Raw genomic sequence first — 22,245 nt, forward strand, 5'->3', positions numbered from 1 at the left:
CTATATATCTAGCTGCCGGCACCGGTTTTGTATACAATTTTCATCGAAGGGAACAAGCCATTGATGTCGAGCGCTGCGGATAAGGCCTATTCCGGGATCCGGTCGCTGATCCTCGACGGGACGCTCACGCCGGGCGAGCAGCTCAAGGAAGAGGAGCTGGCCGAGCGGATCGGCGTGTCGCGGACCCCGATCCGGGACGCTCTGAGGCGGCTGGAGGCCGAGTTTTTCGTAATCCGCAGCGACAGCCAGCGCAGCTTCGTCGCCGACCAGTCGGTCGAGGATATCGACGAGATATTCACCCTGCGCGCGATGCTCGAAGGCCATGCGGCGGCGCGGGCCGCAACGGTCGGCGGCCCGGCGCTGGCCGCGCGCCTGCGCGAAATTGTCGACAAAGCGGGCAATGGCAACGATGTCGACACGTTCCTCGATCACAATGCCGATTTCCATGCCGAGATCATCGCGGGCGCGGGATCGGACCGGCTCGCGACCATGCTCGCCCGCCTCGTCAGCCAGCCGATCGTCCACCGCACCGCGCGGGTCTACGACAAGGGCCAGTTCGAGCGCAGCCTGTTCGAGCATCGCGAATTGGTCGACGCGATCGAGCGTGGCGATGGGGAATGGGCGCGCTCGGTCATGACGAGCCATATCCGGCGCGCCTTCCACGTGTTCGAGGAGGCGGCTCAGGCGCTCAAGCGCGAGAAATAGGCGAGCGTTTCGTCGACGCTGAGCATGTCGGCATATTTGGCCCTGAGATCGAAGATATTGGCGTCGTGCACGGCCGCGTCCCGGTCGCCGCAAGCCTCGGGCACGACGAGCGGAATGAAGCCGTGCTGGAGCGCGTCGAGCGTCGAGGCGCGGACGCAGCCCGAGGTCGACAGTCCGGTGATTACGCAGCAATCCACGTCCATGGCGCGCAGCGTTTCGGCGAAGCCGGTGCCGAAAAAGGCGCTCGGATATTGCTTGGTGACGATGCGCTCGCCCGGCGCCGGCTGCAGCGAGGGCGGAAAGGCGCCGAGCGGACTCCCCCGGTCGAACACCTTGAGCGCGGCGATCTTGCGGTAGAAATGGCCGCCATCCGCCCCGCCCGGCTCATATTCGACATTGGTCCAGATGACGGGGACGCCCGCCTCCCGCGCCGCGGCGACCAGCTTTTCATTGACCTTCAGCTCGGCTTCGACGCCCGCATGGAGCGGCGAATCCGGATCGAGATAGGCCATGACGAAATCGATGACGAGTAGGACGGGACGCTCACCGAAACCGAGGCTTTTGTTGAAACCGGCCCTGGCATAATCCTCGTCGAGTTCGGTCATAATCCTGAGCCGTCACCCTGAAAGCGCGTGGCGATTGTTTCTGTAGGACAAGCACCGTCATTGCGAGCGTAGCGAAGCAATCCAGAGCCTAGCGCGATACGCTCTGGATTGCCGCGTCGCCCCGAAACGAGTTCGGGCCTCCTCGCAATGACAGTGCTTGTCCGAGGGGCACAATCGCCAACTGATTTCAGGGTCCACTCTTCCATCGGCGCCGTCGTCGCTAGGCGAGGAGTGGATGCTGAAACGGGTTCAGCATGACGGAAGACAGCGGACGTGCCGAGTTTCATATGATCCCGCGCTCTTCGAGATCCGCGCGAGTCGCCGAATCCATGCCGAGCAGCTCACCATAGACCGCCTCGTTATGCTGGCCGAGTTCCGGCCCGACCCATTCGACCTTGCCCGGCGTTTCCGACAGTTTCGGCGCGACATTTTGCATGACGAAATTGTCGTGCTTGGGATGATCGACCTCGATCAGCGCCTCGCGCGCCTGGAACTGCGGATCGTGGAGCATTTCGGGCGCGCGATAGATATTGCCGGCCGGCACGCCATGCTCCTCGCACAGGGTCAACACCTCGGCACTGGTTCGCTCCTTCGTCCATTCGCCGATCAGCTCGTCGAGCTCGGCCTGCCGCTCGCCGCGCGCCATATGGCTGTTATAGCGCGGATCGTCGCCCAGTTCGGACACCCCCATCATCGCCGCCATGCGCTTCCAGACGCTGTCCTGATTGCCCGCCACGAGGACGCTGCCGTCCTTCGTCGGATAAACGTTGGACGGCGCGACCTTGGGGAGGATCGAACCGGTCCGTTCGCGGATATGGCCGGCGACCGTATATTCGGGGACCGTCGATTCCATCATCGCCAGCACCGCCTCGTAGATCGCCGAATCGACGACCTGGCCCTTGCCCGTATTGTGGCGATGGTTGAGCGCCATCATCGCGCCGAGACAGGCATAGGTGGCGGCGAGGGAATCGCCGATCGACAGGCCCGCCCGGCTCGGCGGCCGGTCCGGTTCGCCTGCGATATGGCGCATGCCGCCCATCGCCTCGCCGATCCCGCCATAACCGGCGCGCGCGGAATAGGGGCCCGTCTGGCCATAGCCCGACACCCGGATCATGATCAGCGCCTCGTTGATCGCATGGAGTTCGTCCCAGCCGAGATTCCATTTCTCCAACGTGCCGGGGCGGAAATTCTCGAGCAGGAAATCGCTCTTCGCCGCCAGTTTCCTGACGATTTCCTGCCCTTCCTTCTCGCGCAGGTTGAGCGTGATCGACTTCTTGTTGCGCGCGACGACCGAGAACCAGAGCGGGATTCCCTGCCCCCAGGCGCGCATCGCGTCGCCGACCTTGGGCGGCTCGATCTTGATCACTTCGGCGCCGTGATCGGCCATCAGCTGGCCGCAAAAGGGGCCCGCGATCAGCTGGCCCATTTCGATGAGTCGCAGCCCGTCCAATGCGCCTTGCGCCATGCCCCTGTTCTCCTTCAGCGATGGAACGGCTATACAAGCCGATACCCTCTTTGTATACAAAAGCGATGTCCAAAAAAGTCCGCCTGGTGGAAGTCGGCCCGCGCGACGGGTTGCAGAACGAGCCCGAGATCATCCGGGCCGCCGACAAGATCGCGCTGATCGAGACGATGTATGATGCGGGCATGCGCCGCTTCGAGGTGGCGAGCTTCGTCCATCCCAAGCGCGTCCCACAAATGGCCGACGCCGAGGCGGTTATCGCCGCGCTGCCGAACCATGAAGACGCCAGCTATATCGGCCTCGTCCTCAACAAGCGCGGCGTGCTGCGCGCGCTCGCGACACGCGAGGGCGGCAAGCGCGGGGTCGACGAAGTGGGCTGCGTCGTCGTCGCCAGCGACACGTTCGGCCAGAAGAACCAGGGCCAGACGATGGCCGAGGGGATCGCCGAGAACAAGGACATGATCCGTTTCGCCAAGGCGGAAGGCATGATCGCGCAGGTGACGATTTCGGCCGCGTTCGGCTGCCCGTTCGAAGGCGATGTACCGCAAAGCCGCGTCGTCGACATGGCGAAAGCGATGGCCGAAGCCGAACCGGCGGAGATCGCGATCGCCGACACGATCGGCGTCGGCGTGCCGCAGCAGATGACCGACCTGGCCGGTGCGGTGCGCGAGGCGATACCGGCCTCGATCCCGCTGCGTGCCCATCTGCACGACACGCGCAACACCGGCATCGCCAACGCCTGGGCCGCGGTCGAAGCCGGGGTCGAGACGATCGATGCGTCGCTCGGCGGCTTGGGCGGCTGCCCGTTCGCGCCCAACGCGACCGGCAATATCGCGACCGAGGATGTCGTCTACCTGCTGGAGAAATCGGGCATCGATACCGGCGTCGATCTCGGCAAGGCCATAGCCTGCAATCGCTGGTTCGCGACCGTGATGGGCCGCGAGCTCCCGTCGCTCGTCGCGCGGGCCGCATAAGGATTAATGAGGGGATAGGACCATATGAGCTACCGTTTGGGCTGCGATGTCGGCGGCACCTTTACCGACCTGCTGATCATCGACGAGGAAACCGGCCATACGGTCCGCGACAAGCTCCCCTCGACGCCGCACGACCCGTCCGAAGCGGTGGTCAACGGCGCCAAGGCGCTGTGCGAGCGCGAGAATATCGATCCGGCCGCGCTCTCGCTCTTCCTCCACGGCACGACGGTCGCGACCAATGCGGTGCTCGAAGGAAAGATCGCCCGGGTCGGGCTCGTCGTCACCGAGGGCTATCGCGATATCCTCCAGATCGCGCGGAGCCTGGTGCCAGGCGGGCTTGCCGCCTGGATCATCTGGCCCAAGCCTGAACCCATGGCGCCGCTCGAATGTACGATCGAAGTGCCCGAACGGATCGGCGCCGACGGATCGGTCGTCCGCGAGCTCGACGAGTCCGCCCTGCGGGAACGCCTGGATACCCTCAAGGCCGACGAGGAGATCGAAGCGCTGACGATCTGCCTGATCAATTCCTACGTTAGCGACGCGCATGAACGGCGCGTCGCCGAAATCTGCGCCGAGGTCTTTCCCGATCTCCCGGTGTCGGTCTCCGCCGATATCCTGCCCGAAATGCAGGAATATGAGCGCGCGGTGACGACCGTCGCGAACAGCGCGGTGCGCCCGACCGTCGCCCGCTATGTCGGCAACCTCAAGGACGAGATCGCCGATTGGGGCGCGACGGCGAAGCTCAACCTGTTGCGCTCGGACGGCGGGCTGATGTCGGCCGACAAGAGCAGCGCGGCGCCGGTCAACCTGTTGATGAGCGGCCCCGCGGGCGGCGTTGCCGGCGCGGTCTGGGTCGCGAAAAATGCCGGCGTCGAAAATGTCCTGACGCTCGACATGGGCGGGACGTCGACGGACGTAGCGCTGATCGAGAACGGCCAGGCGCGGCTCCAGCGCGAAACCTCGGTCGGCGATCTCAACGTCCGCGCCTCCTCGGTCGACGTGAAGACGGTGGGCGCGGGCGGTGGCTCGATCGCCTTCGTGCCCGAACTCACGAAAGCGCTGCGCGTCGGCCCCGAAAGCGCGGGCGCGGTGCCCGGCCCGGTCGCCTATGGCAAGGGCGGCGAGGCACCGACCGTTACCGACGCCAATGTCGTGCTCGGCTATCTGCCCGAGGCTTTGCTCGGCGGCAGCTTCCAGCTCGACCGCAAGGGCGCGGAAGCCGCCGTCCAGACGATCGCCGATGCGCTCGATATCGGCCTGATGGAGGCGGCCGCCGGCATCATCGATATCGTCAACGAGAATATGTTCGGCGCGCTCCGGCTCGTCTCGGTGCAGCAGGGTTACGACCCGCGCGATTTCGCGCTGATGGCGTTCGGCGGCGCGGGGCCGCTCCACGGCAATGCGATGGGCAAGCTGATGGGCAGCTGGCCGGTCATCATTCCGCCCTCGCCCGGCGTGCTGTGCGCCTATGGCGACGCGACGACGCGGCAGCGGGTCGAGACCCAGCGCAGCTTCAATACGCTCGCGCAGAATACGAGCGATGCCGACCTCAAGACGCTGCTCGACGAGCTCGGCGCGCAGGTCAGCGAGGAACTGGTCGCCGAGGGGGTAGAGCCCGGCGATGTCGAACTCAAATATGAGGTCGATATCCGCTATTCGGGCCAAGCCTTCGAAATCCCGCTCTCGCTCGATCCCGAGCATTTCTCGATTCAGGCGCTGACCGGCGAATTCGATACCGAGCATGAGCGGCTCTTCACCTTCAACCTCTCGCTGCCGCACGAACTGGTGAACATCCGCGCGGTCGCGCTCGGCAAGGCGGCCAATGTCGCGGCCGAGACGATCGAAAAGGGCGACGGCGATCCGTCCGCCGCCAAGCTGCGCGATCACGAGCTTTACATGGAGGGCGAGATGCGGCCCGCGGTGATCTACGATCGCGCGAAGCTGCGCGCGGGCGATATCATCCCCGGACCCGCGGTCGTCACCGAGATGGATTCGACGACGCTCATCTATAACGGCCATGAAGCGCGCGTCGACGATCATGGCAACCTGCTGATCAACCCGGCTTAGAGGAGGCGCGCGATGCCAGCCCAGATAATCGAAACCAACACCGCCCCCTTCGCCACCGTCGATGTCGATCCGGTGACGCTCGACATCATGGAAAATGCGCTGCGCAACGCGCGGATCGAGATGGATGCGACGCTCGTGCGCACCGCCATGTCGCCCGGTATCCGCGAACAGGGCGACGCCTTCCCGCTGATCGCCGATCGCGGCGGCAAGATGATCGTCGGCCAGTTCGGCAGCTTCATCGACGGCTTCTTGCGCGCCTATGACGGCACAATCGAGGAAGGCGACATGATCTTCCTCTCCGATCCCTATAGCTGCGAGGGCGCGGTCAGCCACAATAACGACTGGCTCGTGCTTCTGCCCGTGTTCCGCGGTGGGCGGCCCGTCGCCTGGACGGCGATGTTCGGCCACCAGTCGGACATCGGCGGCAAGGTCGCGGGCTCCATCCCGATCGACAGCCGCAGCGTCTATGAAGAAGGCGTCCGCATCCCGCCGGTCAAGATCTACAAACAGGGCGAATATAACGAGGATCTCGTCAAACTCGTCCTCCACCAGAGCCGCAAGCCGGACTGGTGCGCGGCCGACCTCAACGCGCTGATCGCCTCGTGCCGGGTCGCCGCGCGCCGCGTCGACGAGATGTGCGAACGGTTCGGCGAGGACATGTTCGCCTCGGCCACCGACCTGCTGCTCGAACGCAATTACCGCGCGATGAAGGCGCTGATCGCGGAATCGATCGGCGAGGAGAAGGTCAGCTTCACCGATTATATCTGCGACGACGGCGTCGGGAACGGCCCGTACAAGATCCGCTGCACGATGTGGCGCGAGGGCGAGAAGGTGATCCTCGATTTCGAAGGCACCGACCCGCAGGCGCCGAGCTCGATCAATTTCTACTTGAACGAGAACATGTTCAAGATGTTCTTCGGCATCTACATGATCATGGTCTTCGACCCGCAGATCCTGTTCAACGACGGCTTTTACGACCTGATCGAGGTCCGCATTCCCGAGGGATCGCTGCTCAAGCCCAGATATCCGGCTGCGCTCGCCGGGCGCACCCATGCGCTGGGCCGCATCTTCGATATTCTGGGCGGCCTGCTCGGCCAGCGGACGCCCGAATTCCTCAACGCGGCCGGCTTCTCGTCGAGCCCGCATCTGATGTTCTCCGGCTTCGACAAGAAGGGCGACTGGTTCCAGCTGTTCCAGATCGGTTTCGGCGGGATACCGGGCCGGCCGCTCGGCGACGGGCCCGACGGCCATTCGCTCTGGCCGGGCTTCACCAACGTCCCCAACGAGTTTCTCGAACGCTATTTCCCGCTGCGGATCGAGCGCTACGAGGCGCTCGCCGACAGCGGCGGGGCGGGCCTGCATCGCGGCGGCAACGGCATCAAGATGACCTATCGCTTCCTCGAGCCCGGCACGGTCGCAATCCATGACGATCGCTGGTTCACCTATCCCTGGGGCGTCAATGGCGGCGAACCGGGCCGGCGCGCGACGAAAATTCTCGAACGCGCCGACGGCAGCGAGGAGATCGTCGGCAACAAGCAGGACGGCGTCGAGGTGGAGGAAGGCGATCTCCTGCACTTCATCACTTGGGGCGGCGGCGGCTGGGGCGACCCTCTCGAGCGCGACCCCGAACTGGTCGGGCTCGAAATCCGCCAGGGGCTCGTGACGCCCGAAGGCGCCCGCGCCTATGGCGTCGTCGCCGATGCGAAGGGCAAGGTGGATGCCGACGCGACCGATACGCTGCGTGCGGAAATGAAGGAGCAGCGCGGCGCGAACGACACGCTGTTCAATGCGGGCCCCGATATCGAAACCTTGCGCGCCAATTGCGAGGAAGAGACCGGCCTCCCCGCGCCGAAACAGCCGGTCTGGGAAGCGCATGCCTATGCGGAAGCCGCCGAATAGGCGAAATCAGGCTAGCGTCCGCGTCCCGTAGGCGCGGAGGAACGTGTCGACGGCGCTTTCGATCCGCGCCGAGCGGGCCTCTGCGGAAACGTCGGGCGACTGGCCGAAGCGCAGCTCGACGTCGAGAAAGCCCTTGATCATCGCGCCCAGTTGCTCGGCCGCGAGTTCGGGATCGTCGAGCTCCAGCTCGCCCCGTTCGGCCGCTTCCGCCAATATCTCGGCCAGCGTCCCGCGCATCACGCGCGGTCCCGATGCCAGGAATCGCTCGCCGATCTTGGGATCGCGGCCCGCTTCCGCGGCGAGAATCCGCTCGAACCGGACGACTTCGGCATTGGTCAGCATCGTCAGCATGACCTCGCCGAAGGACAGCAGCGTTTCGCGCAGCGAGGCATCGCCCGCCGCCTTGGCCGTGATCACCCCGCGCATCCGCTGGCATTCCGAGTGGATCACCTGCGAGAACAGCGCATCCTTGCCGCCGAACTGGTTGTAGATCGTCACCTTGGAAACATCCGCCCGGCGGGCGATCGCCTCGATCGTCGCCTCGCCCAGGCCGTGCGCGAAGAATTCCTGTCGGGCCGCGTCGAGGATCGCATCGATCTTGCGCAGCGAAGACGGCCGCATCGGGGTTTCCGGAGGCAGGCAGGATGTAGCGTTAATCGATCAGTCCTCTCGATTGAGCGTATTTAATGAACGCTTGCGTATTTTTAAACGTTGCCGTTCAAAATCAGATATGGCACAGGAGCGCCGCAACTTTCAATGCTTCTATGGGCAGCCGGTGTGATTACGCGTTTTCCACTTGTCGGTATTGCGGCGATGGCCGGGTCGCTGACAGCCTGCGCCGATTTCTCGCCGCCCGAGCGATTGCCGGCGCCGGTGGCCGAGCTTCCGGCGGGTTATGCCGAAGGAGAGTCGCTCGGCGCCGCGCAACCGCTGAACTGGTGGCACGATTTCAACGATCCGACGCTCAACCGCCTCGTCGACGAGGCGCTGCTCGCCAATCTCGATATCGCCGAAGCCGCGGCACGGGTCGAGGAGGCGCGCGCCCAGGCGCGTATCGCCGGCGCCGACCGTTTTCCGAGCGTCAACGCGTCGGCCGGCGCCAACTATTCGGACACGCCGCTCGCCGGCACCAATTTCGGAGGCTTCGGCGGTGGTGCGACCCGGCTGACCAACGAGACCTATTCGACCGGGCTCGATTTCGCCTATGAACTCGATTTCTGGGGGCGGGTCCGCAACGACGCCCGCGCCGCCCGGGCCGATCTCGTCGCCGCCGAGGCCGATCTGCGCACCGCCCGGCTCGGCGCCCTTGCCGAAACCATCTCCACCTATTTCGAAGTCGTCGACCTGCGCGCGCAGATCGCGCTCGCCGTAGCGACGATCGACATCCTGCAGGACCGCGTCGAAAACACCGAGCGGCGCTATGATCGCGGGCTGGTCTCGTCCTTCGAACTCTACCAGCTGCGCCAGGATTACCGGAATACGCAGGCCGCGCTGCCGCAGCGCGAGAGCCAGCTGACCGATGCCGAAGGCCGGCTCGCGGTGCTGCTGGGGCGCTATGCGGGAACGTTGCGCGCCGAGCTCGGCGACCGGCTGGCGCCGCAGCTCGTATTCGATCCGATCCCGACGGGCCTCCCGGCCGATCTCCTGATACAGCGCCCCGACGTCGCCGCCGCGGCGCAGCGGTTCGAGGCGGCACGGTTCCGGGTCGGCGCCCGCCGCGCCGAGCTGTTCCCGTCGCTCTCGCTGTCCAGCACGCTCGGCACCCAGAGCGACAGCCCGTCGGGCGTCTTCGACATCCTCGACAATTGGGTGCTCAACCTCGGGGCGAGCCTCACCGCACCGCTGTTCCAGGGCGGCCGGATCCGCGCCAATATCGATGTCGCCGAAGCGCGCTATGCGCAGCAGACGGCGAGCTATGCGCGAACCGTGCTGACCGCCTATCGCGAAGTGACGGCCGCGCTCGAAGACTATGAGGAACAGCGGCAGCGTTACGCGCTTCTGTTCGCCCAACTCCAGGAGGCCGAAGCCTCGGCGAACCTGCAGGCCGAACGCTATGCCGCGGGCGTATCCGCCTTCACCGACTATCTCGACGCTTTGCGCAATCTCTACCAGGTCCGCTCCTCGCTCTCCGGCGCCGGACGCGATGTCGCGCTCGCCCGCCTCGCCGTCCATCGCGGATTGGGCGGCGGCTGGACCGAGACCGCCGCGACGCCCGATATTCCGCTTGTCGACCGCCCGACCGATGGAGAAACAGATGGTTCCTGATATTTCGACGGAGCGAGGCGCGTGACCCGCAACCGACTCATCGCGCTCGGCATTATCGGCGGTGCGCTCGTCATCGCCGCGCTGCTGATCCTCATCCGCCCCTCGCCCGAGGAACGCCCGCCCGACCAGCGCGCGCCGCTCGTCCAGACGGTTCCCGCCGAGATTCGCAGCGGCAGCCTGACCGTCGAGGGCGCGGGCACCGTGCGGGCGCGCGAGGAACTGGTGCTCGCCGCCGAAGTGCCGGGCAAGCTCGTCTATGTCAGCCCGAACCTGATCGAAGGCCGGGCCGTGCGGCGCGGCGAAGTGCTGTTCCGCATCGATCCGACCGATTATCGCAACCAGGTCGCGACCGCGCGCGCCGATGTCGCGCAGCAGGATGTCGCGGTGCGCGAGGCGGAGGAAGAGGCAACGCTCGCCCGGCGCGAATATGAGCGGTTCCAGGACCGCGAGGCCCGGCGCGCACCCGATCCCTTCTCCGGCGTCGATGCCGACGATTTCGCCGCACAGATCCTCCCGCCCGAGCGGCTGGCGCAGAATCAATCGCCCAGCGCGTTCGAAGCGCCCGCCAGCCGCGAAGCGAACAGCCTGACCCTGCGCCTGCCGCAGCTGCAGGCCGCGCAGGCCGCGCTGCAACGGGCCCGCGCCCAGCTCGGCGACGCGCAGCTCGCGCTCGGTCGGACCACTGTCCGCGCGCCCTTTTCGGGTCTTGTGCGCTCTGAAAACGCCGCGCGCGGCAGCTATGTCTCTCCCGGCCAGTCGCTGGCCGAAATCGTCGCCTCGGGCACGTTCGACGTCGTCGTGCCGCTGACCCAGCGCGAGGCCGCGCTGATTCCCGATCTCTGGCAGCGCGGCGAGCAGCGGATCGAGGCCTCGGTCTATGCCGATTATGGCGGGCAGCGTTATCGCTGGCAGGCCTATGTCGACCGCGCGGACCCGGTGCTCAATCCCGAGACGCGGACGATCGACATCTTCCTGCGCGTCCCCAACCCGATGCAGCGCGGCCAGCTCGCGGCCGAGCAGGCGGATGGCGAGGCGGGCGCGGAGAATGCCCGCGCGGCAACCGGCCCGCCGCTGCTCGTCGGCAGTTTCGTCCAGGTCGCGGTCGACGGGCTCGCGCTCTCCCGCTACGCGGCCGTGCCGATCGCCGCGCTGCGCCCGGGCAACCAGCTCTGGCTCGTGCGCGAGGGCCGGCTTGCCATCGTCCCGGTCGAAGTGCTCCAGCGGACCGACACCGAAGTCTTCGTCCGCGCCGACCCGCTCGGCACCGATCCGCAGGTCATCGTCGGCGATATCGGCGTCGCGACCGACGGCATGCGGGTGCGGACGGCGGACGACGAGACGGACGCCGACGCAGCCGACAGCGAAAGCGACGCCGAGTGAGCGCGGACCCGCCTCCCGGATCCGGCCAGTTCGATCCCAGCCGGGGCGGCGGCCCGGTCGGCTATATGGCGCGCAACGGCGTCGCGGCCAATCTGCTCGCCGTGTTCCTGCTGATCGCGGGGCTGATCTCCTACGGCACGATCGTTCAGGAAGTCTTTCCCGAAAGCAGCCTCGACACGGTCCAGGTCAGCGTCATCTATCCCGGCGCTACGCCCGAGGAAGTCGAGGAATCCATCGTCCAGAAGATCGAGGAGGCGGTCGAAAGCGTCGAGGGCGTGAAGGAAATCCGCTCGACCGCGTCCGAGGGACTGGGCAGCGTTTCGGTCGAACTGGAACTCGGCACCGACATTGCCCGCGCGCTCGACGACATCAAGAGCGAGGTCGACCAGATCCAGACCTTCCCCGCCGATGCGGAGGAACCCGATGTCCGCGAACTGACGACCCGCCAGAGCGTCATGCAGATCGCGCTCTACGGCGATGTCAGCGAAAGCGCGCTCAAGCGCCTCGCCTATCAGCTCGAGGACCAGCTCGCGGCGCTCTCAGAGGTCTCCTATGTCGAGACCAGCAGCGTGCGCGACTATGAGGTCTCGATCGAGGTGCCGCAGGACACGCTGCGCGCCTATGGCCTCTCGCTGACCGATATCGCCCGCACCGTCGCCGCTTCGAGCCTCGACAGCCCGGCCGGGTCGATCGACACCGCATCCGAGGAAGTCCGTATCCGCACGATCGGCCAGAATTACGGCCAGCAGGATTTCGAGGAGATCGTGCTGATCAGCCGCTCGGACGGCACCACGATCCGGCTGGGCGATGTGGCGACCGTCGTCGACGCGTTCGAGGACAATGATCTCAGCAGCTTCTACAACGGCACGCCGGTCGCCTTTGTCGAGGTGTTCCGCACGAGCGACGAGCGCGTGCTCGACATCGCCGAACAGGTCGAACTCTATCTGGAAGAGGATTTCGCGCCGACGCTGCCGGAAAATATCGACTATGCGATCTGGAACGACGATTCCGAGATATTCGAGGACCGGCTGAGCCTGCTGGTCAAGAACGCCGCGATCGGCCTGATCCTCGTCCTCGCCGCGCTGACGCTTTTCCTGAACATTCGGCTCGCGGTCTGGGTCGCCTTCGGCATCGCGGTCACCTTCGTCGGCGCGATCGCGGTGCTCGATACGGTCGGGTCGAGCATCAACATGTTCTCGCTGTTCGGCTTCATCCTGGCGCTCGGCCTCGTCGTCGACGATGCGATCGTGGTCGGCGAGAATATCTACGCCGAACGCGAGCGCGGCCGCCGCGGCCTCTCGGCCTCGATCCTCGGCGCGCGGCGGGTGACCAAGCCGGTCATCTTCGCGGTGCTGACGACGGCAGCCGCCTTCTCCCCGCTCTTCGCGATCGGCGGCGTGTTCGGCAAATTGCTGTTCGATATCCCGCTCGTCATCGTAACGGTGCTGGCGCTGTCATTAGTCGAGAGCCTGCTCGTCCTGCCCAACCATCTGAGCCATCTGCCGCCGCCCGGTCACGAGTCGAAGTCGCGCGTCACGCAGTTTTTCGACCGGGTGCAGAAAGGCGTCGATGCGCGCTTCCAGTGGTTCGTCAACGGCCCGCTCGAAAAGGCGCTGAACTTCGCCGTCAACGCGCCGTCGATCATCCTCGCCGGCGCGATCGCGCTCGTCATCCTCTTCATGGCGCTCGTGCCCGCCGGAATATTGAAGGTCCAGTTCTTCCCCGATGTCGAAGGCGATATCGTCCGCGCGACGCTGGAGATGCCGGCCGGCACCCCGGTCGAGCGGACCGAACAGGTCGCCCGCTTCATCGAACAGCGCGGTCGCGAGGCCATGGCCGAAATAGAGGCGGGACGGGACGAGGATGCAACCGACCTCGTCCGCGGTATCTACACGACCATCGGCCAATCGACCCTCGGCCAGGGACCGGAAGGCAATGTCAGCTCGACCGGCGCCAATCTCGCCGCGGTCCAGTTCAGCCTGCTCCCCGGCGACGAGCGCGACGTCTCGGCGGCCTCGTTCGAAGATGCGTGGCGCGATGCCGTCGGCCCGGTGCCCGAAGCGCGCTCGCTGGTCTTCGCCTCCGACCTGTTCTCGGCCGGCGCGCCGGTCAGCGTCGAGCTGTCGCACCCCGATACCGCGACCCTGACCCGGATTTCCGAGGATCTGATGCGCGATCTCGCCCGTTTCCAGGGCGTGTTCGATATCGAGACCGACCAGGATGCCGGGCTCGAGGAGATCCAGCTGCGGCTCAAACCCGCAGCGCGGACCCTGGGCGTCACCCTGCAGGATGTCGCCGGCCAGGTCCGCGCCGCCTTTTTCGGCGACGAGGCGGTGCGGGTGCAGCGCGGGCGCGAGGATGTGCGCGTCTATATCCGGCTGCCCGAGGAAGAGCGCAATTCGATCGTCGATGTCGAGCGGTTCCGCGTGCGCGTGCCGGGCGGCGAAGTCGCGCTGAGCGAGATCGCCGACGTCTCCTTCGGGGAATCGCCCTCGGTGATCCGGCGGCAGGACGGACGGCGCGTCGTGACGGTCAGCGCCAATGTCGACACGACGGTCGTCACCGGCCAGGAGATCAGCCGCCAGCTCGAAGAGGAGGTGCTGCCCGCGATGCAGCAGGATCATCCGCTGCTGCTGTTCGATTTCGGCGGCGAACAGGCCGAGCAGGAGGACAGTTTCGGCGATCTCGGCACCGCCTTCCTCGTCGCGCTGTTGCTGATCTATATCCTGCTCGCCGTGCCGTTCCGCTCCTATGTCCAGCCGCTGATCATCATCGCCGCGATCCCGTTCGGCATCATCGGCGCGCTGATCGGCCATCTGATCCTCGGCCTGCCGGTCGGCATCCTGAGCATGTTCGGGCTGATCGGACTGTCGGGGGTGATCGTGAACGGTTCGCTGATCCTTATCGATTTCATCAACGAGCGGCTCGAAGAGGGCGCGGACATCAAGACGGCGATCATCGACAGCGCCAAATCGCGCTTCCGCCCGATCGTGCTGACCTCTCTGACGACCTTTCTCGGCGTCGCCCCGATCACCTTCGAGACCAGCCTGCAGGCGCAGTTCCTGATCCCGATGTCGGCGAGTCTCGGCTTCGGCGTGCTGTTCGGGACCGTGCTGCTGATGCTGCTGATCCCGGCGCTCGCGATGCTCCAGCACCGCGCCACCGAGCGGATCAAGCGCTATCTGAAAAAGGACGATGCGGGTTCTGCGGAGGCGGAAACCCAGCCCGCCTGACACCCTCCGTGCGAGCCCCTCCATCCGTCATTGCGAGGAGCCGCAGGCGACGCGGCAATCCAGAGCGTGTCGCGTTCGACTCTGGATTGCTTCGCTACGCTCGCAATGACGATATCTTGACCTGAGGAATAACGACTAACCAAGCCCGCAGAAACGGCGCAGCCCAAACCCAATCCCGATCAATCCTGCCGTTCCATCGCAGCGGCGACCGCGGCGCCGATCTCGTCGGCCAGCGGGTTGCGGCGCAGGGTGAGCCCGCCATTGGGCTGGACGTTCTGCCCGGTCAGGAAGGCCTCGTCGCTCGCCAGCCACAGCGCGGCATTGGCGACGTCGGCGGCGGTGTTGAGCCGGCCGAGCGGATACTGCGGCAGGAACGCGTCGACCATGCCGGGCGTCGCGAAGGCGCCCTCGGTCATCGGGCTTTCGGTAAAGGCCGGCGAGATCGTGTTGGCCCTGATCCCGTATTTCCCGAAATCGTTGGCAACGCAGCGGATCAACGCCTCCGAGCCCGTCTTGGTGCCGATATAGGCGGCATGGTCGTTGAGCAGCGCCCGTGTCGTCGCCGAGGAAATCTGGATGATCGAGCCGCCGCTCGGCTCGTTCTCCATCATCTGGGTCACGAAGGCCTGGAGGAAATGATGGACGCCCTTGAACTGCAGGTCGACGATCCGGTCGAGCTCCTCCTCGGTGACGTCGAGCAGCGGCTTCAACAGGCCCCAGCCGGTCGCGTTGATCGCAATGTCGACCGATCCGAGCTTTTCGCGCGCGGCCTTGGCGAGCGCGAACACCGCGTCGCGCCTGGTGATATCGCATAGCGCCCATTCGCCGCCGATCGTACCGGCGAATTCGGCCAACGGTTCCTCGTGCCGTCCCGAGACCAGCACTTTCGCGCCCTCGTCCGCGAAGCGTTGCGCGATGGTCTGCGCGATATTGCCGCGCGATGCCGCGCCCAGGATTACCGCGGTCTTGCCTGCCAGTCGTGCCATTATTTCCTCCCGAATATTGATCCTGACTATGGCATCGTTCGGGGCCGGGGAACTGGCATTATGGCCAGCCTATCCTCGCACAACTGACAGTCGCGCACAGTGTCACGATACGCTCTAATCCGCGGAACAGGAGGGCTAGATGTTTACCGGACCGATCGAAGACCGGCTGGCGATCCGCGAGCTGCACGACCGCTATTCCGATGCCGTCTGCCGCGTCGACGCCGAGGACTGGGGCGATTGCTGGGCCGAGGACGCGGTCTGGGAGTTCATGGGGATGACGATCGAGGGCAAGCCTGCGATCGTCGAACTGTGGACCGGCGCGATGGCGGGGTTCGACGCGGTCAGCTTCATCGCCGTGCCCGCATCGATCGAGATAGATGGCGACCGCGCGACCGGACGCTGCCAGACGCACGAGATACTGGTCGAAAAGGGCCAGTCCCGCGTCGCGGGCGGGCTCTATGAAGACGAATTCGTCAAGCGGGACGGGCGGTGGTTGTACAAAAAACGCAACTTCCGCGTGATCGCCGAGCATCGGCCCGAATAAGGAGGAGGGGAATATGAAAGTCGTGGTATCGGCCATGGTGGATCTGGAGCCCGAAAAGCGCGAGGAAGCGCTCAAGACGGCGCAGCCCTTTATCGACGGCGCGCTGAGCCAGGACGGCTGCATCGCCTATGCCTGGACCGCCGATCTCAACGATCCGGCGCGCGTCCAGGTGTTCGAGGAATGGGAAAGCGAGGAGGCGCTCGCATCGCATCTCGCCGGGCCGCACTATCTCGGCATGCTCGACCATATGGGAAGCTTCGGCATCGTCAACGCAGTGAGCCGCAAATATCGCGTCGACAAGGAAGGCCCGGTCTATAACGCGGAAGGCGTCGCGACGGCGGACTTCGATTAGAGAGCAACCCGCTTCCCGTCATTGCGAGGAGGCCCGAGCCGGTCTCGGGCAGACGCGGCAATCCAGAGCGGCAAGCGATATCGCCAGCAGCCCTGGATTGCTTCGCTACGCTCGCAATGACGGATAGCGTCGCGGCACCGGATTTGTTTGTCAGAACGTTGCCAGCGCAACGTCGCCGCACCGGCCCGCTCCCCCTCCCGACCTCCCATTCAGGGTACACTCGTGGGAGGTCGGGAGGGGGAGCGGGCCGGTGCGGCGCTCGACCGAAAGGTCGAGTCTGACAAAAGAATCCCCTATTCCACCCGGTTCTCGCGCTTGATCTTCTTGGCGAGCGACCATTTGTGGACCTCGGTCGGCCCGTCATAGATGCGGAAGGCGCGGACCTCTCGGAATATCTGCTCGACGATCGTATCGCCGGTGACGCCGGTCCCGCCCATCACCTGGACGCAGCGGTCGGCGATCCGGAACAGCGCTTCGGACACCGCGACCTTGGCCATCGAACTTTCCGCGGTGCCGAGCGCGCCGGTATCGAGCACCTCCGCGCACCAGTCGATCATCAGTTCGGACTGTTTCAGGTCGATCAGATTGTCGGCGAGCTGGAAGCCGACGCCCTCATGGTCGATCAGCGGCTTGCCGAAGGCCTGGCGCCTTACCGCATAATCGGTCGCGATCTCGTGGGCGCGCGTGCAGGCGCCGTGCCAACGCATGCAATGGGTGAGCCGCGCGGGCGCGAGCCGGATCTGGGCGAGCTTGAACCCCTCCCCCGGATTGCCGAGCATCTGGTCCGCAGGGACGCGCAGATTGTCGATGGCGACCACCGCATGGCCGCCCGGCATCGAACTGTCGATCGTATCGAGCACGCGTTCGATGCGAATCGCGGGATCGGGCAGGTCGACAAGAAACATGCTCGCCCCTTGCTCGGCCTTCGCCATCACGATCCCGACCTTCGCGCCCTCGGCCCCGGTGATGAACGCCTTGCGGCCGGTGATCACCCAGTGGTTGCCGTCCTGCGTGGCGGTGGTTTGCATCATCGAGGGGTCGGAACCCGCGCCGTTTTCATCGGCCGGTTCGGTCATGAAGAAGGCCGAACGCGCCCTGCCCTCTACCAGCGGTTTCAGGAACCGCTCCTGCATCTCCGCCGATCCCGCCTTGCCGAGCAGATACATATTGCCTTCGTCGGGTGCGGCCGTGTTGCAGGCGAGCGGACCGAGCGGCGAGAGGCCCGACTTGCGAAGGACAAGTGCGGTTTCGGCATGGGTCAGATGACTGCCATCGTCGAGGATATGCGGGGTCAGCACGCCCGCCTGCCGCGCCAGTTCCTTGAGTTCGAGCGACAGTTGCTCGGTCGGGCCATGGTCTTCGCAGCGCGGATCGCTCTCATAGGGCGCGACCGTCTCGCGGACGAACGTTTCGACGCGCGCGGCGATATCGCGCGCGCGATCGGAGATGGCGGCACTCTCGGTCATGGAATTTCCTTCGGCGGTGACGGGCTAGAGTTCGAGCATCTGCTTGCCGCGATTGGCGCCGGTGAACAAGCGTTTGAGCGTCTGCGGCGCATTCTCGAAACCGTGCTGGATATCCTCGCGATAGGCGAGCCGCCCGTCCTGGACGAAGCCTTCCAGGCGCTTGCGGATGGCGGGGAATTCGTCGGCCCAGTCGAGCACGATAAAGCCTTCCATCGAGGCGCGGCGGAAGATCAGGTTGAAATAATTTTTCGGCCCCGCGGGCAGGTCGCCGGTCTCGTAGCGGCTGATCCCGCCGCAGATCACGACCCGCGCGCCGGTCGCGATCTCGCCGAGCATGTCGTCGAGGATCGCGCCGCCGACATTGTCGAAGATGACGTTGACGCCTCTCGGGCAATGCTCCTTGATCTGCCCGCGCACGCCGCCCGCCTTGTAATCGATCGCCGCGTCATAGCCGGCCTCGTCGACCAGCCATTTGCACTTGTCCGGCCCGCCGGCGATGCCGACGACGCGGCAGCCGGCGATCTTCGCAAGCTGCCCGACCACCGAGCCCGTCGCCCCGGCGGCGCCCGAAACGAGCACCGTGTCGCCCGCGACGGGCTTGCCGATCTTGAACAGCCCGCAATAGGCGGTGACCCCGGTCGTGCCGAGCACCGACATCATCGCGGTCGGCGGCAGCTCGGTATCGACGCGTACAAGGCCGGCGCCGTCCGAGATATGATATTCGGTCCAGCCGGTCGTCCCCATGACGAGATCGCCGACCGCGAACTTGCCGTCCCTACTCTCGACCACCTCGCTGATCGCGCCGCCGCGCATCACGTCGCCGATCGCCATCGGGGCGACATAGTCGGCGATATTCTCCATCCAGCCCTTCTGCGCGGGATCGAAGCTCAGCCAGCGCGTCTTCAGCAGCATCTCGCCGTCGCCGGGATCGGGCAGTTCGGTTTCGGCGAGTTTGAAATCGCTGTCTTCCACGCCGCGGCCCCGCGGATGGTCGGCCAGCAGCCATTGGCGTGTGGTGGTCGTCATGAGCTTCTCCTGTGATCTTTCCCGTCACCCTGAACTTGTTTCAGGGTCCACTCATCAGCCTGCGATGTCGGCGCGGAACGAGGAGTGGATGCTGAAACGAGTTCAGCATGGCGATTGAACAAATGGTTCACGCCCCGAACGCCCGCCGGTAAAGATCGCTGTCGGCGGAATAATAGTTGCAGTGAAAACCGCCGGGCACGCGGAACGGGATATGGACTCGCGCGATCGGGCCATTGGCGATGTCCTGCGCGGCGAAAATGGCGAGATCGGTCTCGTTGGTTTCCGGGCTGTAGACCAATGTCATCGCATAGCCGTCCGCCTCGTCGGTGCCGCCGAGCCGCGGCGCGAAGATCAGCTCGCCCGCCGCCGCGCCCTTGCCGAAATCGTGGAGATCCTCGGCGCCGGTCTCGGTATCGATCCGCATCACCGCGTCGAGCCCCTCGGCCCGGGCGTCGCGCGCGCGGATATTGATGTTGCAGAAGCCGTGCCGCGTCCGCCGCATCATCTTGCGGTCGTCGGGCCGGGGGAACTGCATATCGCGGTCGGTCAGCTCCTCTTCCTGCACTTCGTTCGTGTCGCCCGAAAGGTCGAAGGTCCATTTGGTCAGGCCGAAGCGCGTCTCGCTGTGTTCGGGCATCTCGCCCTGTTCGTTCGGGAAGAGCGGCGCGCGGTGCGAGGAGGCCACGATGGCGACGATCCGGCCATCCTCCTCCCAGGCGTTGAGCTCATGGAACATGTGGCGCGGCGGCATGGTGAACCAGCGTACGTCTTCAGCGCTGCCATTGCGCGGCATGACCGCGAACCGCGCCTCGCGGCCCTCGACCCAGGCCGTCATCGGTCCGCCTTTCATCATCCGCTCGAGGCTGATCTCGAGCGGCATGACTGGGAAGACGACCCAGTTTTCGGTTGCGAGGAAGGTGTGCATCAGGGTCGTGAACGGCACTTCGATGATCTCGCTGCCCGTCACGGCGCCGTCCGCATCGATATGGTCGTAGCGGATTTCCTTCGGCCCCATCGGCCCGTGGATCATCGATCCGAAATTGAGCATCTCGCCGGTTCCCCAGTCGACCTTGGGATGGGCGGAGAAGGTCGTCGTGATCGCGCCGTCATAATGATATTCCGAGATCGTCGAGAGGTCGCGCGCGCCCATCTCGACCGGCGGCGCGCCCTCCATCAGCGCCAGCAGCTTGCCGCCATGGAGCACGATATTGGTGTTCCCCGTATTGTAGCGCGTGTCGCCGATCGCCGGATCGCTGGTCATCGGATTGCCGAACGCGCCGTACAGCTTGCGCCCCGCCTCCAGTTCCTTCTCGAACTTGTCGGTGCGCACCCAGCGGTTGCGCATCGAGACCCGCCCGTCCTCGATGAAGAAGCCGAACACCATCCCGTCGCCGTCGAACCAGTGATAGCTGTCCTCGCGCGGCGGATAGAGCGGGTCGGGCCCGTTGCGGTAGAAGACGCCGGCCAGGTCGTCCGGAATCTCGCCGGTGACGATCAGGTCGGGCGCCTCCGCCTCGAAACGGATCGGCGTATGATGGCCGTTCAGATAGGGCGCATCGGGAAATTGCTGGGCCATGGCGGTCGCTATCCTCCTATTCTCCAGTCGTCATGCTGAACTTGTTTCAGCATCCACTCCTCCTCCCGTACCGACGTCGCAGGCCGATGAGTGGACCCTGAAACAAGTTCAGGGTGACGATTATGTTGATACGCCTCACCCGATATTCCTCTCGCCTTCGGGCCAATAGGCCTTGCGCAGCTCGCGCTTCAGCACCTTGCCCGAGGGATTGCGCGGCAGCTCGTCGACGAAATCGACCGATTTGGGTACCTTGAACCCCGCGATCCGGTTGCGCGCAAAGGCGATCAGCCCGGCCTCGTCGATCTCCGCGTCCTTGGCGCGCACGACCAGCGCCTTCACCGCTTCGCCCCATTTCGCGTCCGGCACGCCGATCACCGCGACATCGGCCACCGCCGGATGGTCGCTCAGCGCATTCTCGACCTCGGCCGGGTAGATATTTTCCGCGCCCGAGACGATCATGTCCTTCACCCGGTCGAACAGATAGAGATAGCCGTCCGCATCGACATAGGCGGCGTCGCCCGAGCGATACCAGTCGCCGTGAAATGCCTTGGCCGTCGCCTCGGGCAGGTTGTGATATCCGGCCATGACGAGCGGCGAGCGGACCAGCACCTCGCCGACCTCGCCGGTCGGGAGTTCGTTGCCGTCCTCGTCGGCGATGCGGATCTCGACATCGGGAAAGGGCTTGCCGCACCCCTTCATCCGGTCTGTGCCGGCCGGGTCGTGATCCTCGGGCGGCAGATAGACGACGGTGCCGCTCGTCTCCGTCGCCCCGTACATCTGGACGAACTGCGCCTCGGGGAACTTCGCCATCGAGCGTTTGAGGATATCGAGCGGAATCGGCGAGGCGCCGTAGAGCAGCTCGCGCATCGAGGGAAAGGTCTTGCCCTGGGCATCGGAGTGGCCGAGGATCATGTTGAGGACGGCGGGCACGGCGAACATCTTGGTGATGCCGTGGGTTTCGACCGCCGCGATCAGGTCCGCGATGTCGGGCTGCCGGAGCAGCACCATCGAGGATTTGCCGCGCAGCCCCTGCATCGTCCAGGCCGACCCGCCGATATGGAATTGCGGCATCGCGACGAGGCTGACATCGCTCTCGTCCCATTGCGCCCAGTCCTCGCCGGTCTTGTCGCCCTGGGTCAGCGAGGCGCGCAAGCTGCCATGGGTCAGCAGCGCGCCCTTGGGATGGCCGGTGGTGCCGCTCGTATAGAGCTGCAGCGCGACCGTATCGTCGCGAAGGTCGCCGACTTCTTCGTCCGGCTCGCACACCGCGATTCCGTCCTCGAAGCGCGGCGACCCGTCATGGTCGCCGTCGGTGAGCACCACCCGGCCGATCCCGGCCTCGGCGACCGCCGCCTCGACGGTTTCGAGCCGCGTCGCTTCGGTGACGAGCAAATCGATCCTGGCATCGCGCAGGATGAAGGCGATCTCGCGCGCCACCAGCCGCCAGTTGATCGCGACGGTGACCGCGCCGATCCGCTGGGCGGCCTGCATCAGCACGACATAGTCGAGGCTGTTCATGCCGAGATAGCCGACCCGGTCGCCCTCGCCGATGCCCGACGCGCGGAGCCAGGCGACGCAGCGCAGGATGCGGTCGTAGAGCTCATAATAGGTCAGCCGCCGCTCGCCGTCGACGATCGCCAGATGATCGGGCAGCGTAGCGGCGGCGCGTTCGGTCAGGCCGGAAACGAAATCGGTCATGCTTGTC

Annotated in this window: 17 protein-coding genes; 9 read left to right on the forward strand and 8 right to left on the reverse strand. The window is 65.5% G+C overall.

Annotated elements, in window-relative coordinates:
• Nucleotides 1–63: 63 nt before the first annotated feature.
• Nucleotides 64–705 carry a GntR family transcriptional regulator gene (locus HFP57_RS10335; protein ID WP_176869692.1) on the forward strand — a complete coding sequence of 214 codons (642 nt, stop codon included), beginning with the start codon at nt 64–66 and terminating at the stop codon, nt 703–705.
• On the opposite strand, the gene HFP57_RS10340 is transcribed toward HFP57_RS10335, so the two are convergent.
• Together HFP57_RS10340 and HFP57_RS10345 are read right to left on the reverse strand one after the other, a co-directional pair.
• Nucleotides 681–1,310: an isochorismatase family protein gene (locus HFP57_RS10340; RefSeq protein WP_176869693.1), complete on the reverse strand. Its 630-nt coding sequence runs from the start codon at nt 1,308–1,310 to the stop codon at nt 681–683. The genes HFP57_RS10335 and HFP57_RS10340 overlap by 25 nt on opposite strands.
• A 283-nt stretch (nt 1,311–1,593) precedes the next feature.
• A complete protein-coding gene (locus tag HFP57_RS10345) occupies nt 1,594–2,775 on the reverse strand; it encodes a CaiB/BaiF CoA transferase family protein (protein ID WP_176869694.1) in 1,182 nt (393 codons plus the stop codon).
• Nucleotides 2,776–2,840: 65 nt separating this feature from the next.
• Between HFP57_RS10345 and HFP57_RS10350 the strand changes: the two genes are divergently transcribed.
• The 3 genes from HFP57_RS10350 to HFP57_RS10360 are packed head-to-tail and all read left to right on the forward strand — an operon-like array spanning nt 2,841 to nt 7,712.
• A complete protein-coding gene (locus tag HFP57_RS10350) occupies nt 2,841–3,746 on the forward strand; it encodes a hydroxymethylglutaryl-CoA lyase (protein ID WP_176869695.1) in 906 nt (301 codons plus the stop codon).
• A 24-nt stretch (nt 3,747–3,770) separates the two neighbouring features.
• A complete protein-coding gene (locus HFP57_RS10355; RefSeq protein ID WP_176869696.1) occupies nt 3,771–5,813 on the forward strand; it encodes a hydantoinase/oxoprolinase family protein in 2,043 nt (680 codons plus the stop codon).
• Between the two features lie 12 nt (nt 5,814–5,825).
• Nucleotides 5,826–7,712 carry a hydantoinase B/oxoprolinase family protein gene (locus HFP57_RS10360; protein WP_176869697.1) on the forward strand — a complete coding sequence of 629 codons (1,887 nt, stop codon included), beginning with the start codon at nt 5,826–5,828 and terminating at the stop codon, nt 7,710–7,712.
• Between the two features lie 6 nt (nt 7,713–7,718).
• On the opposite strand, the gene HFP57_RS10365 is transcribed toward HFP57_RS10360, so the two are convergent.
• Complete coding sequence (locus tag HFP57_RS10365) at nt 7,719–8,333, reverse strand: TetR/AcrR family transcriptional regulator (RefSeq protein ID WP_176869698.1); 615 nt, start codon at nt 8,331–8,333, stop codon at nt 7,719–7,721.
• A gap of 135 nt (nt 8,334–8,468) precedes the next feature.
• Between HFP57_RS10365 and HFP57_RS10370 the strand changes: the two genes are divergently transcribed.
• The 3 genes from HFP57_RS10370 to HFP57_RS10380 are packed head-to-tail and all read left to right on the forward strand — an operon-like array spanning nt 8,469 to nt 14,590.
• Nucleotides 8,469–9,977, forward strand: a complete 1,509-nt coding sequence (locus HFP57_RS10370) for an efflux transporter outer membrane subunit (protein ID WP_176869699.1) — start codon at nt 8,469–8,471, stop codon at nt 9,975–9,977.
• A 21-nt stretch (nt 9,978–9,998) separates the two neighbouring features.
• Nucleotides 9,999–11,357, forward strand: a complete 1,359-nt coding sequence (locus tag HFP57_RS10375; RefSeq protein ID WP_176869700.1) for an efflux RND transporter periplasmic adaptor subunit — start codon at nt 9,999–10,001, stop codon at nt 11,355–11,357.
• Nucleotides 11,354–14,590 (forward strand): efflux RND transporter permease subunit, encoded by a 3,237-nt coding sequence (locus HFP57_RS10380; RefSeq protein ID WP_246263064.1) that lies wholly within the window; start codon nt 11,354–11,356, stop codon nt 14,588–14,590. Before HFP57_RS10375 ends, HFP57_RS10380 begins: the two co-directional genes overlap by 4 nt.
• A 179-nt stretch (nt 14,591–14,769) precedes the next feature.
• On the opposite strand, the gene HFP57_RS10385 is transcribed toward HFP57_RS10380, so the two are convergent.
• Complete coding sequence (locus HFP57_RS10385; RefSeq protein WP_176869701.1) at nt 14,770–15,576, reverse strand: SDR family NAD(P)-dependent oxidoreductase; 807 nt, start codon at nt 15,574–15,576, stop codon at nt 14,770–14,772.
• A gap of 139 nt (nt 15,577–15,715) precedes the next feature.
• Here HFP57_RS10385 and HFP57_RS10390 point away from each other — a divergent pair, with 139 nt between their 5' ends.
• A complete protein-coding gene (locus tag HFP57_RS10390) occupies nt 15,716–16,120 on the forward strand; it encodes a nuclear transport factor 2 family protein (RefSeq protein WP_176869702.1) in 405 nt (134 codons plus the stop codon).
• 13 nt (nt 16,121–16,133) lie between these two features.
• Nucleotides 16,134–16,472 carry a putative quinol monooxygenase gene (locus tag HFP57_RS10395; protein ID WP_176869703.1) on the forward strand — a complete coding sequence of 113 codons (339 nt, stop codon included), beginning with the start codon at nt 16,134–16,136 and terminating at the stop codon, nt 16,470–16,472.
• A 293-nt stretch (nt 16,473–16,765) separates the two neighbouring features.
• Here HFP57_RS10395 and HFP57_RS10400 read toward each other — a convergent pair whose 3' ends face one another.
• The 4 genes from HFP57_RS10400 to HFP57_RS10415 form a co-directional block, all read right to left on the reverse strand.
• Complete coding sequence (locus HFP57_RS10400; protein ID WP_176869704.1) at nt 16,766–17,938, reverse strand: acyl-CoA dehydrogenase family protein; 1,173 nt, start codon at nt 17,936–17,938, stop codon at nt 16,766–16,768.
• 24 nt (nt 17,939–17,962) lie between these two features.
• Nucleotides 17,963–18,964: an NADP-dependent oxidoreductase gene (locus HFP57_RS10405; protein ID WP_176869705.1), complete on the reverse strand. Its 1,002-nt coding sequence runs from the start codon at nt 18,962–18,964 to the stop codon at nt 17,963–17,965.
• A gap of 127 nt (nt 18,965–19,091) precedes the next feature.
• A complete protein-coding gene (locus HFP57_RS10410; protein ID WP_176869706.1) occupies nt 19,092–20,540 on the reverse strand; it encodes a carotenoid oxygenase family protein in 1,449 nt (482 codons plus the stop codon).
• A 135-nt stretch (nt 20,541–20,675) separates the two neighbouring features.
• Nucleotides 20,676–22,238, reverse strand: a complete 1,563-nt coding sequence (locus tag HFP57_RS10415) for a long-chain-fatty-acid--CoA ligase (protein WP_176869707.1) — start codon at nt 22,236–22,238, stop codon at nt 20,676–20,678.
• Between the last annotated feature and the right edge of the window lie 7 nt (nt 22,239–22,245).

Source organism: Parasphingopyxis algicola (genome assembly GCF_013378075.1).
In the GTDB taxonomy this organism is placed as follows: domain Bacteria; phylum Pseudomonadota; class Alphaproteobacteria; order Sphingomonadales; family Sphingomonadaceae; genus Parasphingopyxis; species Parasphingopyxis algicola.

Coding starts and splice junctions, on each gene's coding strand:
- HFP57_RS10355 (WP_176869696.1), top strand. CDS start 3,771: ATGAGCTACCGTTTGGGCTGCGATGTCGGCGGCACCTTTACCGACCTG.
- HFP57_RS10405 (WP_176869705.1), bottom strand. CDS start 18,964: ATGACGACCACCACACGCCAATGGCTGCTGGCCGACCATCCGCGGGGC.
- HFP57_RS10395 (WP_176869703.1), top strand. CDS start 16,134: ATGAAAGTCGTGGTATCGGCCATGGTGGATCTGGAGCCCGAAAAGCGC.
- HFP57_RS10400 (WP_176869704.1), bottom strand. CDS start 17,938: ATGACCGAGAGTGCCGCCATCTCCGATCGCGCGCGCGATATCGCCGCG.
- HFP57_RS10350 (WP_176869695.1), top strand. CDS start 2,841: ATGTCCAAAAAAGTCCGCCTGGTGGAAGTCGGCCCGCGCGACGGGTTG.
- HFP57_RS10345 (WP_176869694.1), bottom strand. CDS start 2,775: ATGGCGCAAGGCGCATTGGACGGGCTGCGACTCATCGAAATGGGCCAG.
- HFP57_RS10360 (WP_176869697.1), top strand. CDS start 5,826: ATGCCAGCCCAGATAATCGAAACCAACACCGCCCCCTTCGCCACCGTC.
- HFP57_RS10335 (WP_176869692.1), top strand. CDS start 64: ATGTCGAGCGCTGCGGATAAGGCCTATTCCGGGATCCGGTCGCTGATC.
- HFP57_RS10390 (WP_176869702.1), top strand. CDS start 15,716: ATGTTTACCGGACCGATCGAAGACCGGCTGGCGATCCGCGAGCTGCAC.
- HFP57_RS10340 (WP_176869693.1), bottom strand. CDS start 1,310: ATGACCGAACTCGACGAGGATTATGCCAGGGCCGGTTTCAACAAAAGC.
- HFP57_RS10370 (WP_176869699.1), top strand. CDS start 8,469: ATGCTTCTATGGGCAGCCGGTGTGATTACGCGTTTTCCACTTGTCGGT.
- HFP57_RS10415 (WP_176869707.1), bottom strand. CDS start 22,238: ATGACCGATTTCGTTTCCGGCCTGACCGAACGCGCCGCCGCTACGCTG.
- HFP57_RS10365 (WP_176869698.1), bottom strand. CDS start 8,333: ATGCGGCCGTCTTCGCTGCGCAAGATCGATGCGATCCTCGACGCGGCC.
- HFP57_RS10385 (WP_176869701.1), bottom strand. CDS start 15,576: ATGGCACGACTGGCAGGCAAGACCGCGGTAATCCTGGGCGCGGCATCG.
- HFP57_RS10410 (WP_176869706.1), bottom strand. CDS start 20,540: ATGGCCCAGCAATTTCCCGATGCGCCCTATCTGAACGGCCATCATACG.